Raw genomic sequence first — 15,239 nt, forward strand, 5'->3', positions numbered from 1 at the left:
GGGATGTTAGATGGAGTACTCATTGGGCTGGCAGTGCTTTGCGTTGTTTATTTCATAATCATAGTTGTGTATGCGGGCATAAGCACCTCATTTGCCTTCATATGGCTGTTTTTCGCGGCCCTGCTTGTATTCCTGGTATATGGAAGGTGGTATTATGCCAGGAACATGGAACGGATTCCCCGCTGGGTGCCGGTGTCGGTGGTTACCACCTGTATTGCAGGGGTGGCTGTGCTGGGAATCCTCTGCGTCCTGGTGTTTCTGGGAGCAGCCGCGCCGGGTAAGGCCAATCTGGATTATGTGATTGTGCTGGGGGCCAGGGTCAAGGAACACACGGTCAGCAATTCCCTGAAAAAGCGGCTGGACAGGGCCATTGTCTACGCGGAGGAGAATCCGTACACCATCCTGGTGCTCTCCGGCGGCAAGGGGCCGGGGGAGACAGACAGCGAGGCCCAGGTCATGTATGATTATCTGGTGTATAATGGGGTCAGCCCCAGGCAGCTGCTTATGGAGTCCTATTCCGCCAGCACGGTTGAGAACATTGCTTACAGCAAGATTGTCATAGAGCAGGACCGGATGAAGGACAAGAAGGAAATCATCCCTATGCCTGGAAAGACAGGCTCGGTTCCCTATGCCATTGCACCGGATAAGCCGCTGGAGATAGGAGTTCTCACCAGCAATTTCCATATTTACCGTGCCAGGCTTACAGCGGAAAAATGGGGATTTGACAACGTGTACGGCATATCTGCGGTTTCTGACCCGGTCCTGTTTATCCATCTGTGTGTGAGGGAATGTGCTTCCATTGTGAAGGACAGGCTTATGGGGAATATGTGAGGGCGCTGTGTATGGGCAGTGGGAAAAATGGCAGAATAGTAGTTAGTATGATATGAATGAACGATAGAATGGAGAGATTGAATCTATGGCAGATGGAAGGAATCTGGAAAAGGTAAAAGAGCTGGCCGCTTACCGCGTGTCAGAAGAGATGTACGTGAAGGAAATGGACTCCAGGGCCATGGTGCTGGAACACATAAAAAGCGGCGCCAGGATTTTCCTGATGTCCAATGAGGATGAGAACAAGGTGTTCTATATCGGTTTCCGTACACCGCCCGATGACAGTACGGGACTTCCACATATACTGGAACACAGTGTGCTGGAAGGGTCGGATAAGTTTCCGGTCAAGGATCCCTTTGTGGAACTGGTAAAAGGCTCCCTGAACACGTTCCTGAATGCCATGACTTATCCGGATAAGACAGTATACCCTGTTGCCAGCTGCAATGACAAGGATTTTCAGAATCTGATGGACGTATATCTGGACGGAGTTCTCCACCCGGCTATTTACAGGGAGCCAAAGATATTCCTTCAGGAGGGATGGCATTATGAACTGGAGTCACCGGAGGATGCTCTGACCATCAACGGCGTTGTCTATAATGAGATGAAGGGTGCTTTTTCGTCACCGGAAAGCGTTCTGGACCGTTTTACCAGAAATGTGCTCTTTCCGGACACCACCTACTCCAATGAGTCAGGCGGCGACCCCGCTGTGATACCGGAACTCACCTATGAGAAGTTCATTGCCTTCCACAGGAATTACTACCATCCGGCCAACAGCTATATATATCTCTACGGAGACATGGATATGGCACAGAAGCTTACATGGCTGGACCAGGAATACCTGGGACATTATGACAGAAAGGACTGCCACGCTGACTCCGCCATAGCCATGCAGCAGCCCTTTGAACAGCCGGTCCAGAGAGAAATCACCTACTCTGTCACGGAGGAGGAAGGGACAAAGGACAGGACCTACATTTCCATCAACACCGTGGTGGGGACGGATTTGGACCCGGTACTTTATGTGGCTTTCCAGATTTTGGAATATACGCTGATTAACGCGCCGGGCGCAACCTTAAAGCAGGCCTTGATTGATGCGGGCATTGGACAGGATATTCTGGGAGGCTATGACTGCGGGATTCTGCAGCCGTATTTTTCTGTCATTGCAAAGAATGCCAATCCGGAGCAGAAGGGCGAATTCCTTGCAGTTGTAAAGGGAACGCTGCGAAGGCTGGCTGACCAGGGAATTGACAGGAAAAGCCTGTTGGCCGGACTGAATCTCTATGAGTTCCGTTACCGCGAGGCGGACTACGGCTCCGCGCCCAAGGGCCTTATGTACGGTCTTTGGTCTCTGGACAGCTGGCTGTATGACGGAAAGCCCACCCTCCACCTGGAATACCAGAAGACCTTTGACTATCTGAAAAAGGCAGTGGAGGAAGGCTATTTTGAACAGCTGATACACCGGTATCTTCTGGATAATCCCCATGAGGCGGTCATCATGGTGCGCCCCAGGGTGAACCAGACAGCTGAGGAGGACCGCAATCTGGCTGAAAGACTGAAGGCCTATAAGGAATCCCTTGGCAGGGAGGAACTGGAGGCCCTGGCTGCCCGGACCAGACAGTTAAAGGAGTACCAGGAGGAACCGTCACAGCAGGAGGACCTGGAGAAGATTCCCATGCTGCAGAGGGAGGACATTGAACGGGAAGGAGGCCGTTTTTCCTATGAGGTCAAGGCGGAGGATGGAGTCAAAGTCATCCACAGCAACCTGTTCACCTCAGGAATCGGATATCTCAAGGTGCTGTTTGACACCAGCCGGGTGCCGGTGGAGGACCTGCCTTATGTGGGACTTCTGAAAGCAGTGCTGGGATATGTGGATACGGAGCATTACAGCTATGGGGACCTGACCAGTGAGATTTATCTCAACAGCGGCGGCGTGAGCTTTGCGGTGTCATCCTATCCGGATACGGCGCATCCCGGACAATTTACGGGAGCATTTATTGCCAGCGCAAAGGTGCTGTACGATAAACTGGATTTTGCTTTCTCCATACTGGCGGAGATTCTTACCCGATCCAAACTGGATGATGAAAAGCGCCTGGGAGAAATCCTGGACGAAACCAGGTCCAGGGCCAGGATGAAGATGGAGGATGCTTCCCACGGTGCGGCGGTTGGCAGGGCTTCGTCCTATTTCTCAGCGTCAGCTGCCTTCAACGATATCACCGGCGGAATTGGATATTATGAATTTCTGGAGGATGTCAGCCGCAGGTTCGCAGAGAATGTTTCCTACAGGGACCAATTTATTGCCAGGCTTAAGGATGTGTGTGCCCGTCTGTTCACGTCAGATAATCTGCTTGTGGCATATACGGCTGACGCAGAAGGCTACAGCCGGCTGCCCGTAGAGCTTAAGACCTTCCGGTCAGTGCTGGGACAGGGAGACGGAAGAACGTATGAATTTGTGTTCCGGCCGGTCAATCGCAACGAGGGCTTTAAGACGGCATCCCAGGTAAACTATGTGGCCAGATGCGGCAGCTTTGCGGGAAAGGAAGCCGGAGGAAGGAAGCTGGAATACACAGGGGCGCTGAGGGTCTTAAAGGTCATCATGAACTATGAATATCTGTGGATGAATCTGCGGGTAAAGGGCGGGGCTTACGGCTGCATGAGCAGCTTCAGCCGCACCGGCGACGGCTGCCTGGTATCTTACAGGGACCCCAACCTGGAGGAAACCAATCAGGTGTATGAAGGAATTCCGGATTATCTGAGGAATTTCTCCATTGACGAGAGGGACATGACAAAGTATGTCATCGGCACCATGAGCGACGTGGATACGCCTCTTACGCCTTCCCTGAAGGGAGCCAGGAATCTGTCGGCATACCTTTCAGGCGTGACGGATGAGATGGTGCAGAAGGAGCGGGAACAGATTCTGGATGTGACCCGGGAGGATATAAAAGCGCTGGCTGACATTGTACAGGCTGTGCTGGACACCAAAGCGCTGTGCGTGATTGGCAACGACGAGCAGATTCGTGCCCGGGAGGGCATGTTTGGTGAGGTGAAGAACCTTTACCACTAATTTTCAAGGAAGAGAGAGTTAAATGGAAGAGAATATACAGAAGAAATCGGGCTTTGTTACGTTGATTGGACGTCCCAATGTGGGAAAGTCCACTCTGATGAACCACTTAATTGGACAGAAAATTGCAATCACCTCTGATAAGCCCCAGACGACCAGGAACAGGATACAGACCGTGTACACAGATGACAGGGGACAGATTATCTTCTTAGACACCCCTGGTATTCATAAGGCCAAGAATAAGCTGGGCGAATATATGGTGAATGTGGCTGAGCACACTCTGAAGGAAGTGGACGTGATTCTCTGGCTGGTGGAGCCTGCCACCTTCATCGGAGCAGGCGAGCGCCATATAGCGGAGCAGCTTAAGAATGTGAAGACCCCGGTCATTCTGGTAATCAACAAGATTGATACGGTAAAGAACCAGGATGAAATCCTCACCTTTATTGCGGCCTACAAAGATGTCTGCGATTTTGCGGAAATCGTACCCCTTTCTGCATTGAAGGACAAGAATACGGATCTGCTGGCAGAGTTGATCTTCAAATACCTGCCATACGGCCCGCAGTTCTATGATGAGGACACGGTGACGGATCAGCCCATGCGGCAGATTGCCGCGGAACTCATTCGTGAGAAAGCGCTGCGCCTTTTGGATGATGAGATTCCCCACGGCATTGCAGTGACCATTGAGAAGATGAAGGAGCGCAGGGGCGGCCTGATTGACATTGAGGCCAGCATTGTATGTGAGAGAGAATCCCACAAGGGCATCATTATCGGCAAGGGAGGCAGTATGCTGAAGCGCATCGGCATAGAGGCCAGGAAAGAGATTGAAAGCATGATGGACACGCAGGTGAACCTGCAGCTGTGGGTCAAGGTAAGAAAGGAATGGCGGGACAGCGAGCTGTATATGAAGAATTACGGCTATAATCAAAAAGAAATCTGAGAAAATATCATATTTATAAATGTGGATAACTGTTGGTTTTACAACGCTGACGGTGGAAAAGCCACAGGGATCTGGCAGAAGGTCTGATGGAAATGCTGAGAGGAGGAAAAAACTGGAAATGAGAGAGACAGTAACACTGACTGGCATGGTTCTCCTTTCGGCTCCCTCCGGGGATTATGACAGGCGTCTGGTGCTGCTTACAAGGGAGAGGGGAAAGATTACCGCATTCTCCCATGGCGCCAGGAAGCCGGGCAATCCTCTGATGGCAGCCAGCAGGCCTTTTTGCTTTGGAAACTTCAGCCTTTATGAGGGCAGGAATGCCTACAATCTCCAGTCAGCCCAGATTACCAATTACTTTGAGGGGCTGTCCGCGGACATGGAGGCAGCCTGCTACGGTTCCTATTTTCTGGAGACCGCGGCTTATTTTGCCCAGGAAAATCTGGACGGCACAGAACTGTTAAAGCTCCTGTACCAGTCGCTCAGAGCCCTTTTGCGTCCTGCCCTTCCCAACCGGCTGGTGCGCAGGATTTTCGAGCTTAAGAGCATGGTAATCAACGGGGAATACACCCAGGACCCTCCGGTTCCTGTCTCGGATTCCTGTCATTATGCCTGGGAGTATGTCATCTGCTCACCGTCCGAATCCCTTTATAAGTTTTGCCTGAAGGAAGAGGTGCTGAAGGAATTCGAGTCTGTTGTGGAAAAAAGCAGACGGTATTTTGTGCGCCATGAGTTCCGTTCTCTGGAAATTTTGGAAACCCTGACAGCATAAAATCCGTCATAAGGCTTGAAATTATGGCATTCAGAGGATATAATATGTCCATATGCCCGGTACGGCGGCAAAGAAGCATGAGGAAGGAACATTTATGAAGAAGATTGTGAAGGGGATTCTGCTGCTGGCAGCGTCTGCTGCGGTGGTTACGGGATGCTCCAGGATAGGCATGGGGGGAGCCGCAGAACCCACTGAGAACAGCGTCTATGTGGCAGGCGACGGCAACGTCAGGTGGGCTTCGGTGGAGACTTACCAGCAGGGCGACTATACGGAGGATGAGCTGAAGACCTGGGCCGGACAGAAAATCAGTGATTTTAACAGTGGGCTGGGCAAGGCTGCTTCTTATGAGAACACGGAAGGATCTGAGAAACTTCCGGCGGCCATGGTTTCAGCCAGGATTGGAAACGGAACAGCCACATTGGTTACGGAATACGACACTCCGGGCCGCCTCATTGAATTTGCCCAGGAGATTGGAGATTATAATGTGCCGTTCACCCAGCTGGATACAGGCAGGGTGGCTGCCATGTCCGGTGAACTTAAGGATGCTTCCTTTAAGGATGAGAAGGGGAAGGCAGTGGACCAGGAGACAGCCCTTAAGGACGGACAGAACCTGGTGGTCAAGGCCGCGGGGAAGGGTGTCATCGTGACGGAGAAAAAAATCCAGTATGTAAGCGATGGCTGTGTCCTGAAGGATTCCAACCGGGTACAGACTTCCGGCGAGGGAACCAGTTACATTATATTAAAGTAATTCTTATAATTTAAGTTATATTAAATCTATAATTATTAAGAAGAGAGGATGCAGATATGGAAAAGACAATGGAGAAAATCGTGGCATTGGCCAAGAACAGGGGCTTTGTGTATCCTGGTTCTGAGATTTACGGCGGTCTGGCCAATACCTGGGATTATGGCAATCTGGGCGTGGAACTGAAAAATAATGTAAAGAGAGCCTGGTGGCAGAAGTTCATCATGGAGAGCCCCTACAACGTAGGCGTTGACTGTGCTATTCTGATGAATTCCCAGACATGGGTTGCCAGCGGACATCTGGGCGGATTCTCTGACCCTCTGATGGACTGTAAGCAGTGTAAGGAGAGATTCCGCGCGGACAAACTGATTGAGGACTACAACGATGCCCATGGAATCCAGATGGAAGGCTCTGTTGACGGCTGGTCACAGGAGCAGATGAAGCAGTACATTGATGACAACAACATCTGCTGTCCAAGCTGCGGCGCCCATGACTTCACGGATATCCGCCAGTTTAACCTGATGTTCAAGACATTCCAGGGTGTAACAGAGGATGCCAAGAGCACGGTTTATCTGCGTCCTGAGACTGCCCAGGGTATTTTCGTAAACTTTAAGAACGTCCAGAGAACTTCCAGAAAGAAAGTGCCCTTCGGTATCGGCCAGATCGGCAAGTCCTTCCGCAACGAGATTACGCCTGGCAACTTTACATTCCGTACCAGGGAGTTTGAGCAGATGGAGCTGGAGTTCTTCTGCAAGCCTGACACAGATCTGGAGTGGTTTGCTTACTGGAAGGAATTCTGCATTAACTGGTTAAGGTCATTAGGCATCAAGGATGATGAGCTGAGGGCCAGGGATCATTCTCCAGAGGAGCTGAGCTTCTACAGCAAGGCAACCACGGATCTGGAGTATCTGTTCCCGTTTGGCTGGGGCGAGCTTTGGGGCATTGCCGACAGAACTGACTATGATTTAAGCCAGCACCAGAAGGTGTCAGGACAGGATATGTCCTACTTTGACGATGAGACAAAGGAGAGATATATTCCTTATGTTATCGAACCTTCACTGGGAGCTGACCGCGTGACGCTGGCATTCCTGTGTGCGGCTTATGACGAGGAGGAAATCGGGGAAGGCGATGTAAGGACTGTCCTTCATTTCCATCCGGCCATTGCGCCTGTAAAGGTAGGCGTGCTTCCTCTGTCCAAGAAACTGAATGAAGGCGCTGAGAAGATTTACACCGAGCTTTCCAAGTATTTTAACTGCGAGTTTGACGACAGGGGCAATATTGGTAAGAGATACAGGAGACAGGATGAAATCGGTACTCCGTTCTGCATTACCTATGACTTTGACTCAGAAGAAGACCATGCCGTAACGGTCCGCGACAGGGATACCATGGAGCAGGTAAGGGTTCCGATTGCCGAGCTAAAGGACTACTTTGCTGAGAAGTTCATGTTTTAGAAAATAAATGGAAACTGCATTGCGGAGCAGAGGAAAAAACCTCCGCGGTTCATTGCCGGAACCGCGGAGGTTTTGCATTTGAATTCATTTAATTTGATTCCATTACCTGGCCAATGGCTTCGCCCATCCGTACCCTGGTTTCCACATCAAGGGCAGTATTGCGCATAATGTTCCTATCAATGGTGACGGTATCAGGCTGGAAGAGCAGCAGGATGGAGGAACCCCCAAAGGCAAAGTAGCCTTTTTCCTGGCCGCGGAACACGTCAATGCTGGTATAAGCCTTGTGATGGTTTACAATTTTTCCCACCATAAGAGCCCCTATCTCCATTATCAGCACTGTGCCGAATGAACCGGAGCGCAGCAGGGAATACTCTCTGGAGTTTTCCTTATAGACGGGACGGCGGCAGGCTGCTGCCGGATTGACTGTGTGGAGCACACCGGGAATCCGGCGGTAAGAGGAGCGCCGTCCGCGGTCCACATAGGCATAGCGGTGGTAATCCGATACAGTGAGCCTTAAAAGAAGGGCGGTGCCGCCGGCGTAGCGGGCAGCCAGGCCTGAGTCCCTTAAAAGCTGGTCCAGCGTATATTCAGTGTGCTTGATGGTGATACGCGTGTTCTTACGGATGGGATAAACGCTTGCAAACCCGTCGCAGGGACTGCACAATATATGGTCCCTGGCGTCAAATGGTCTTGCTTCCGGCAGCATCCTGCGTGTAAAGAAGGCGTTAAATGAGCGGTATCTTCCGCCTGCCGGTGTTTCGCAGCCCTCTGTGGAGATGCCGGCAGACTTCATGAAGGCGGGAATGAAGGGCGCTGACAATGGAGAGTCCAGAAAAACGCCGCAGATTTTGGAAACAGCCGGGTGGATCAGTGGTTTTATGAGCATACGTCCCAGTAAACTGGAGTATAAATCCTCCAGGAAACGGTCCTGAAGGGTGCTGCCGCCCAGAGTACGGCCGGTTCTGTCTGCATATTGCATAGAATCACACCTTTCTTTAATTATCAGAAGAAATATATCTTAATCAGCGCACAGGATACAATGGCGACCAGTAGGGTCAGCATTTTCCATCCGGGTTTGCGCAGCGGGAAGTTAATGATAAACAGCAGCCCCACTGTGAGGATGCAGATGTGAAGCTCTGACAGGAACCTGTGGCCCAGCAGGGGGCGCAGGGTACAGAACAGGGGCAGAATAATGGCTATGGAGGTGATGGGAAGTCCCTGGTAGTACTTGCGGGCTTCATCTGTCTCTTCCTGCCGCTTTTCTTCCATGACATTAAAAAATGCCAGGCGGATAACACCTGCAATAAGATAGAATACCAGGATGGAGATGCCTGCCGGTCCCCTCATGCCGATGGAATAGCACAGTATCATAGGAAAAGCCCCAAAACAGACCACATCACAGAGAGAATCAATCTGGATTCCGAAGCGTTTTTCATCTTCAGTGCGGTCCTTTTTCAGACGGGCCACCTTGCCGTCGAACATGTCGCACAGACCGGAGAACGCAAGACAGAATAAAGCGTATTTTGCAAAACCCTGGAAGGTGAGAATCATGCCCATGGCTGCAAAAGCCAGTCCAAAATATGTCAATACGACCGTGTAGCTGTAAAATCCTATCATAAAATATAACCCCAATCTTTGGTCCTTTTGGTCCTTACTTTGTAAGGACAATATTATCATTATATCAGAAATCCGCGAGGAAACAAGGAAAAACAGGACTTTTATTCATAAAATTTAGAAACCTTTTATAAACGAATATTAGTTATTGTGATATACTAGCAATAACGGATGACAGATTGTCTTTGTTTTCGGACGGAAGCGAGTACTGCATCGTATATTAAGCTTATACGATGCAGTACTCATAATGTCAGACCGTAACATGACAAAGGAGGATGGGGCTTATGAAACTGAGGACCCGTCTTGCGGTGGCGTTTTTAACCATAACCATCGTTCCCATGCTGCTGTTTTATCTGCTGGTCCTTGCACTCAGCAATTATCAGACCAGGTCTTTCACCAAGGAATACGGACTTACGGAGCAGGTGGACCTGTTCTCAGGCAATTCCATGCAGATATTTAACCGCATTACCAAGCGCTCCCAGGAGGATATCAGAAAGACACTTAACAATGATCCGGGTCTCTACAACGATTTATCATATCTGGATAAGGTCAACGCTGAACTGAAAAGCCACTATGCATATCTGATCGTGCGAAAAGGTGATACCATCCTATACTGCGGTGACAGCAATGAAGCCGCAGGGGAGGCCATATGCGCGCAGCTGCCTCGGTTTGATATGATGAAGGACGATTTACAGGGCGGCATTTATCTGGACGGCGAGAGCCAGCACCTGATTAAGCAGATGGATTTCACCTTTCCCGACGGCCAGGAAGGAAGCGCCTTTATTATTTCCAATGTAGATGACCTGATACCGGAAGTAAAATCCATGATTAGAGAGATGCTTATATTGGGTATCACCATTCTGGTGTTTGCGGGCATTGTGCTGACATTCTGGGTATACCGGTCCATTCTCAGTCCGCTGAACAAGCTTCAGGAGGCCACGAAGAAGATTCGTGACGGAAACCTGGATTTCACACTGGATGTGGACGCGGATGATGAGATAGGCCAGCTGTGCCAGGATTTTGAGGAGATGCGTATCCGGCTGAAGGAGAACGCGGAAGACAAGATACAGTATGACAAGGATAATAAGGAACTGATCAGCAATATTTCCCACGATTTGAAAACACCGATTACGGCTATCAAGGGATATGTGGAAGGCATACTGGACGGTGTGGCGTCTTCGCCGGAAAAGCTGGACAGATACATCCGTACCATATACAATAAGTCTAATGATATGGACAGGCTGATTGACGAGCTGACCTTTTATTCCAAAATCGATACCAATAAGATTCCCTATACCTTCAGCAAGATTAACGTCGCCCAGTATTTCCGGGACTGTGTGGAGGAGGTTGGCCTGGATATGGAAGCCAGGGGGATTGAGCTGGGATATTTCAATTATGTAGATGAAGACGTGGTCATCATTGCCGATGCAGAGCAGATGAAGCGTGTCATCAATAATATCATCAGTAATTCCGTGAAATATCTGGATAAGAAAAAGGGAATTATCAATATTAGGATAAAGGACGTAGGTGATTTTATCCAGGTTGAAATAGAGGATAATGGCAAAGGTATAGCAGCAAAGGACCTGCCCAATATTTTTGACCGGTTCTACCGCACGGATTCCTCCCGCAATTCAGCTCAGGGAGGAAGCGGTATAGGTTTATCCATCGTGCGCAAGATTGTGGAGGACCACGGGGGACGTATATGGGCCACCAGCAAGGAAGGAATCGGAACGGAGATTCATTTTGTTCTAAGAAAATATCAGGAGGTTTTACAGGATGAGCAAGATTCTAATCGTGGAAGATGAGGAGAGCATAGCAGAGCTAGAGAAGGATTATCTTGAGTTGTCCGGCTTTGAGGTAGAGATTGAAAATGACGGAAGTTCCGGTCTGGATAAGGCGCTGAAGGAAGACTATGATCTTTTGATTCTGGATCTGATGCTGCCCGGCACAGATGGATTTGAGATATGTAAAAGAGTGCGGGAAGTAAAGAACACGCCCATCATCATGGTTTCAGCCAAAAAAGAGGACATTGACAAAATCCGCGGGCTGGGACTGGGAGCAGACGATTATATCACCAAGCCATTCAGCCCAAGCGAGATGGTGGCCAGGGTGAAGGCGCACATGGCCAGGTATGAGCGCCTCATTGGCAGCGGACAGCCGGCCAACGAGCTGATTGAAATCCGCGGTCTGAAGATTGATAAGACAGCCCGGCGCGTGTGGGTCAACGGGGAGGAGAAAACCTTTACCACAAAGGAATTTGACCTTCTGACCTTCCTTGCCCAGAACCCTAACCATGTGTTTACCAAAGAGGAGCTGTTCAGCAAGATATGGGATATGGAGTCCATTGGGGACATTGCCACTGTAACGGTTCATATTAAGAAGATTCGAGAGAAGATAGAGTTTAACACGGCCAAACCGCAGTATATCGAAACGATATGGGGTGTCGGGTACCGTTTTAAGGTGTGATATTGACATTACACGGGATCCAGTACACGGGATTTCTTTTCGGGCTGTATTTATGGTTTCAGTCCGGCTGTTAAACCATTTGCCTTGAATCTGAAAACTTGTAGGCGGTTCGTATATACGACTAAACAACGGATATGTGAAAATGACAGAAAATGAAAGTACTTACAGCGATTTTACCTTAAAATTTAACAAATTTTCACGAAAAAACTCTTTACTCGCGAAATCTTTGTGATATAATGAACGAGGTGGACGGACAAGACATGTATATTTGTTCCGTTCAGAATGAAAGGCATAAAACAGAGCGTAGAATGCCAGTCTACAAGAACATGAGGAGGAATTAACTTATGGCAAAATGGGTTTATAAGTTCCATGAAGGCAGTGCGGCAATGAGAAACCTTCTTGGCGGCAAGGGCTGCAACTTAGCAGAGATGACAAACCTGGGAATGCCCATTCCACAGGGATTTACTGTTACAACAGAGGCTTGTACCGAATATTATAACTGTGGCAAGCAGATTTCACAGGAAATTCAGGACCAGATTTTTGAGGCAATTACCTGGCTGGAAGGCATCAATGGCAAGAAGTTCGGCGATACAGAGGATCCGTTACTGGTTTCCGTACGTTCCGGCGCACGCGCATCCATGCCTGGTATGATGGATACAATCCTGAACCTGGGATTAAACGACGTTGCAGTCGAGGGATTTGCAAAGAAGACCGGCAACCCAAGATTTGCTTACGATTCCTACCGCAGATTCATCCAGATGTATTCTGACGTTGTTATGGAAGTTCCAAAGTCCTACTTCGAGAAAATCATCGATGAGATGAAAGAAGCAAAGGGCGTACATTTTGATACAGACCTGACTGCTGATGATTTAAAAGAGCTGGCAGCAAAATTCAAGGCTGTTTACAAGGATGCCATGAATGGCGAGGAATTCCCGCAGAATCCTACCGAACAGCTGATGGGCGCTGTTAAGGCTGTGTTCCGTTCCTGGGACAACCCACGTGCCATCGTATACCGCCGTATGAACGATATCCCTGGCGACTGGGGAACTGCTGTTAACGTTCAGACCATGGTATTCGGAAATAAGGGCGAGACCTCCGGTACAGGTGTTGCGTTTACTCGTAACCCATCCACCGGTGCAAAGGGAATCTACGGCGAGTACCTGATTAACGCACAGGGCGAGGACGTGGTTGCAGGTGTCCGTACACCACAGCCAATCTCCAAACTGGCAGAGGACCTTCCGGAGTGCTATAAGGAATTTATGGATCTGGCTATTAAGCTGGAGAACCATTTCCGCGATATGCAGGATATGGAGTTTACCATTGAGGAAGGCAAGCTGTACTTCTTACAGACACGTAACGGCAAGAGGACTGCTCCGGCAGCCATTCAGATTGCCTGCGATTTAGTAGATGAAGGCATGATTACCCCGGAAGAGGCTGTATGCAGAATTGAGGCTAAGTCCTTAGACCAGCTGCTGCATCCTACCTTTGTTCCGGAAGCACTGAAGGCCGGCGAAGTAATCGGAAGCGCGCTTCCTGCATCTCCTGGCGCTGCAGCCGGCAAGGTGTACTTTACAGCTGACGAGGCTAAGGATGCCGGCAAGGGCGGCAGAGGCGAGAGAGTTATCCTGGTTCGTCTGGAGACATCCCCAGAGGATATTGAGGGCATGCACGCAGCACAGGGTATCCTGACTGTCCGCGGCGGTATGACCAGCCATGCAGCAGTTGTTGCACGTGGCATGGGAACCTGCTGTGTATCTGGCTGCGGCGAGATTAAGATTGACGAAGAGGCTAAGGTATTTGAACTTGGCGGACATACATTCCATGAGGGGGATTACATTTCCCTGGATGGTTCTACAGGAAAGATCTACAAGGGCGATATCGCTACACAGGAAGCTACTGTAAGCGGTAACTTTGAGCGCATCATGGAGTGGGCTGACCAGTTCAGAACCCTGCGTGTACGCACCAACGCAGATACCCCTGCAGATACCCTGAACGCAGTTAAGCTGGGCGCCGAGGGTATCGGTCTCTGCCGTACAGAGCATATGTTCTTTGAAGCAGAGAGAATTCCGAAGATTCGTAAGATGATTCTGTCCGAGACAGTTGAGCAGAGAGAAGAAGCATTAAACGAGCTGATTCCATTCCAGAAGGGCGACTTCAAGGCCATGTACAAGGCTCTGGAGGGAAGACCTATGACCATTCGTTACCTGGATCCGCCTCTGCATGAGTTTGTTCCCACCGATCCGGAGGACATCAAGGCTCTGGCTGATGATATGGGAATGACAGTTGAGGCTGTTAACGCCAAGTGTGCTGAACTCCATGAGTTCAACCCAATGATGGGTCACCGTGGATGCCGTCTGGCTGTTACTTATCCGGAAATCGCTAAGATGCAGACAAGGGCTGTCATGGAAGCTGCAATCGAGGTTAAGGAAGAGTGCGGATATGACATTGTTCCTGAGATTATGATTCCATTAGTTGGCGAGAAGAAAGAGCTTAAGTACGTCAAGGACGTAGTGGTTGAGACTGCTGAACTGGTTAAGAAGGAGATGAACTCCGATATCCAATACCACATTGGTACCATGATTGAGATTCCGAGAGCAGCCCTGACTGCTGACAAGGTTGCAGAAGAGGCAGACTTCTTCTCATTCGGAACCAATGACCTTACACAGATGACCTTCGGCTTTTCACGTGATGATGCCGGCAAGTTCCTGGATTCCTACTACAAGGTTAAGATTTACGAGTCTGACCCATTTGCAAGACTGGATCAGGAAGGTGTTGGACAGCTGGTTAAGATGGCTGTTGAGAAGGGACGTTCCACAAGGGCAGACCTTAAGTGCGGTATCTGCGGCGAGCACGGCGGAGATCCTTCATCCGTGGAGTTCTGCCACAAGATTGGACTGAACTATGTATCCTGCTCACCATTCCGTGTTCCGATTGCACGTCTGGCAGCAGCACAGGCAGCGCTGAATAATAAATAAGCAATCGGCAAAGGGCATTTGCTTGATATAGTGAAGTAATATAGACGAGTTATTTGATATTTTATCAAATGACTCGTCTTTTTGGGTGCGCCCGGCGGGCGCACGTTCTAACGGGTGAAAGTCCCTGACCCGCCCGGCAGTGGGAAGGGTGCAGCCAATGGCAAGGGCGTCATCGTGAGGTGGGGTCTGAAGGAAGCCGGAGGCAAACCACTGGCCTGTAAAAGTTGTCCGGATAGGCTGTGAAGCGTGGATGAGGTTGCCTAACAAACTAAAGTCCAATAACTGCACGGAACGCCAGCAGTAAACGGGGCAGGTATAAGTGGGAAAGAACGTGTGAGTACCCGGGGAGGTCTCACGGACGTGAAAGTGGCGATAAAACATTCGCTGTCACGGAGTAAAGCT

Annotated in this window: 11 protein-coding genes; 9 read left to right on the forward strand and 2 right to left on the reverse strand. The window is 49.8% G+C overall.

Annotated features, from left to right (window positions below):
• The first annotated feature begins 3 nt into the window (after window positions 1–3).
• The 6 genes from G614_RS0112880 to G614_RS0112905 all read left to right on the forward strand — a co-directional run bounded on the left by G614_RS0112880 (window position 4) and on the right by G614_RS0112905 (window position 7,782).
• Window positions 4–831 carry a YdcF family protein gene (locus tag G614_RS0112880; RefSeq protein WP_027642272.1) on the forward strand — a complete coding sequence of 276 codons (828 nt, stop codon included), beginning with the start codon at window positions 4–6 and terminating at the stop codon, window positions 829–831.
• 85 nt (window positions 832–916) lie between these two features.
• Window positions 917–3,886 carry an insulinase family protein gene (locus tag G614_RS0112885; RefSeq protein WP_027642273.1) on the forward strand — a complete coding sequence of 990 codons (2,970 nt, stop codon included), beginning with the start codon at window positions 917–919 and terminating at the stop codon, window positions 3,884–3,886.
• 22 nt (window positions 3,887–3,908) lie between these two features.
• Window positions 3,909–4,820, forward strand: a complete 912-nt coding sequence (gene era / locus G614_RS0112890; RefSeq protein WP_027642274.1) for a GTPase Era — start codon at window positions 3,909–3,911, stop codon at window positions 4,818–4,820.
• Window positions 4,821–4,938: 118 nt separating this feature from the next.
• Entirely contained in the window at window positions 4,939–5,589 is a 651-nt protein-coding gene (gene recO / locus G614_RS0112895; RefSeq protein WP_027642275.1) for a DNA repair protein RecO, read from the forward strand.
• Between the two features lie 94 nt (window positions 5,590–5,683).
• Entirely contained in the window at window positions 5,684–6,337 is a 654-nt protein-coding gene (locus G614_RS0112900) for a hypothetical protein (RefSeq protein WP_162142755.1), read from the forward strand.
• A 56-nt stretch (window positions 6,338–6,393) separates the two neighbouring features.
• Window positions 6,394–7,782 (forward strand): glycine--tRNA ligase, encoded by a 1,389-nt coding sequence (locus G614_RS0112905; protein WP_002586232.1) that lies wholly within the window; start codon window positions 6,394–6,396, stop codon window positions 7,780–7,782.
• An 88-nt stretch (window positions 7,783–7,870) separates the two neighbouring features.
• Here G614_RS0112905 and G614_RS0112910 read toward each other — a convergent pair whose 3' ends face one another.
• Window positions 7,871–8,761, reverse strand: a complete 891-nt coding sequence (locus tag G614_RS0112910; protein WP_027642277.1) for a phosphatidylserine decarboxylase — start codon at window positions 8,759–8,761, stop codon at window positions 7,871–7,873.
• Between the two features lie 23 nt (window positions 8,762–8,784).
• A complete protein-coding gene (locus tag G614_RS0112915; protein ID WP_027642278.1) occupies window positions 8,785–9,414 on the reverse strand; it encodes a CDP-alcohol phosphatidyltransferase family protein in 630 nt (209 codons plus the stop codon).
• A gap of 266 nt (window positions 9,415–9,680) precedes the next feature.
• Here G614_RS0112915 and G614_RS0112920 point away from each other — a divergent pair, with 266 nt between their 5' ends.
• The 3 genes from G614_RS0112920 (at window position 9,681) to ppdK (ending at window position 14,837) form a co-directional block, all read left to right on the forward strand.
• The gene (locus G614_RS0112920; protein WP_027642279.1) at window positions 9,681–11,201 is read left to right on the forward strand and encodes a sensor histidine kinase; all 1,521 of its coding nucleotides are present in this window, start codon (window positions 9,681–9,683) and stop codon (window positions 11,199–11,201) included.
• A complete protein-coding gene (locus tag G614_RS0112925) occupies window positions 11,173–11,862 on the forward strand; it encodes a response regulator transcription factor (RefSeq protein WP_002567780.1) in 690 nt (229 codons plus the stop codon). Before G614_RS0112920 ends, G614_RS0112925 begins: the two co-directional genes overlap by 29 nt.
• Window positions 11,863–12,206: 344 nt before the next feature.
• Window positions 12,207–14,837, forward strand: a complete 2,631-nt coding sequence (ppdK, locus tag G614_RS0112930; RefSeq protein WP_027642280.1) for a pyruvate, phosphate dikinase — start codon at window positions 12,207–12,209, stop codon at window positions 14,835–14,837.
• The last annotated feature ends 402 nt before the right edge of the window (window positions 14,838–15,239 follow it).

Source organism: [Clostridium] clostridioforme AGR2157 (genome assembly GCF_000424325.1).
Lineage (GTDB): Bacteria > Bacillota > Clostridia > Lachnospirales > Lachnospiraceae > Enterocloster > Enterocloster clostridioformis_A.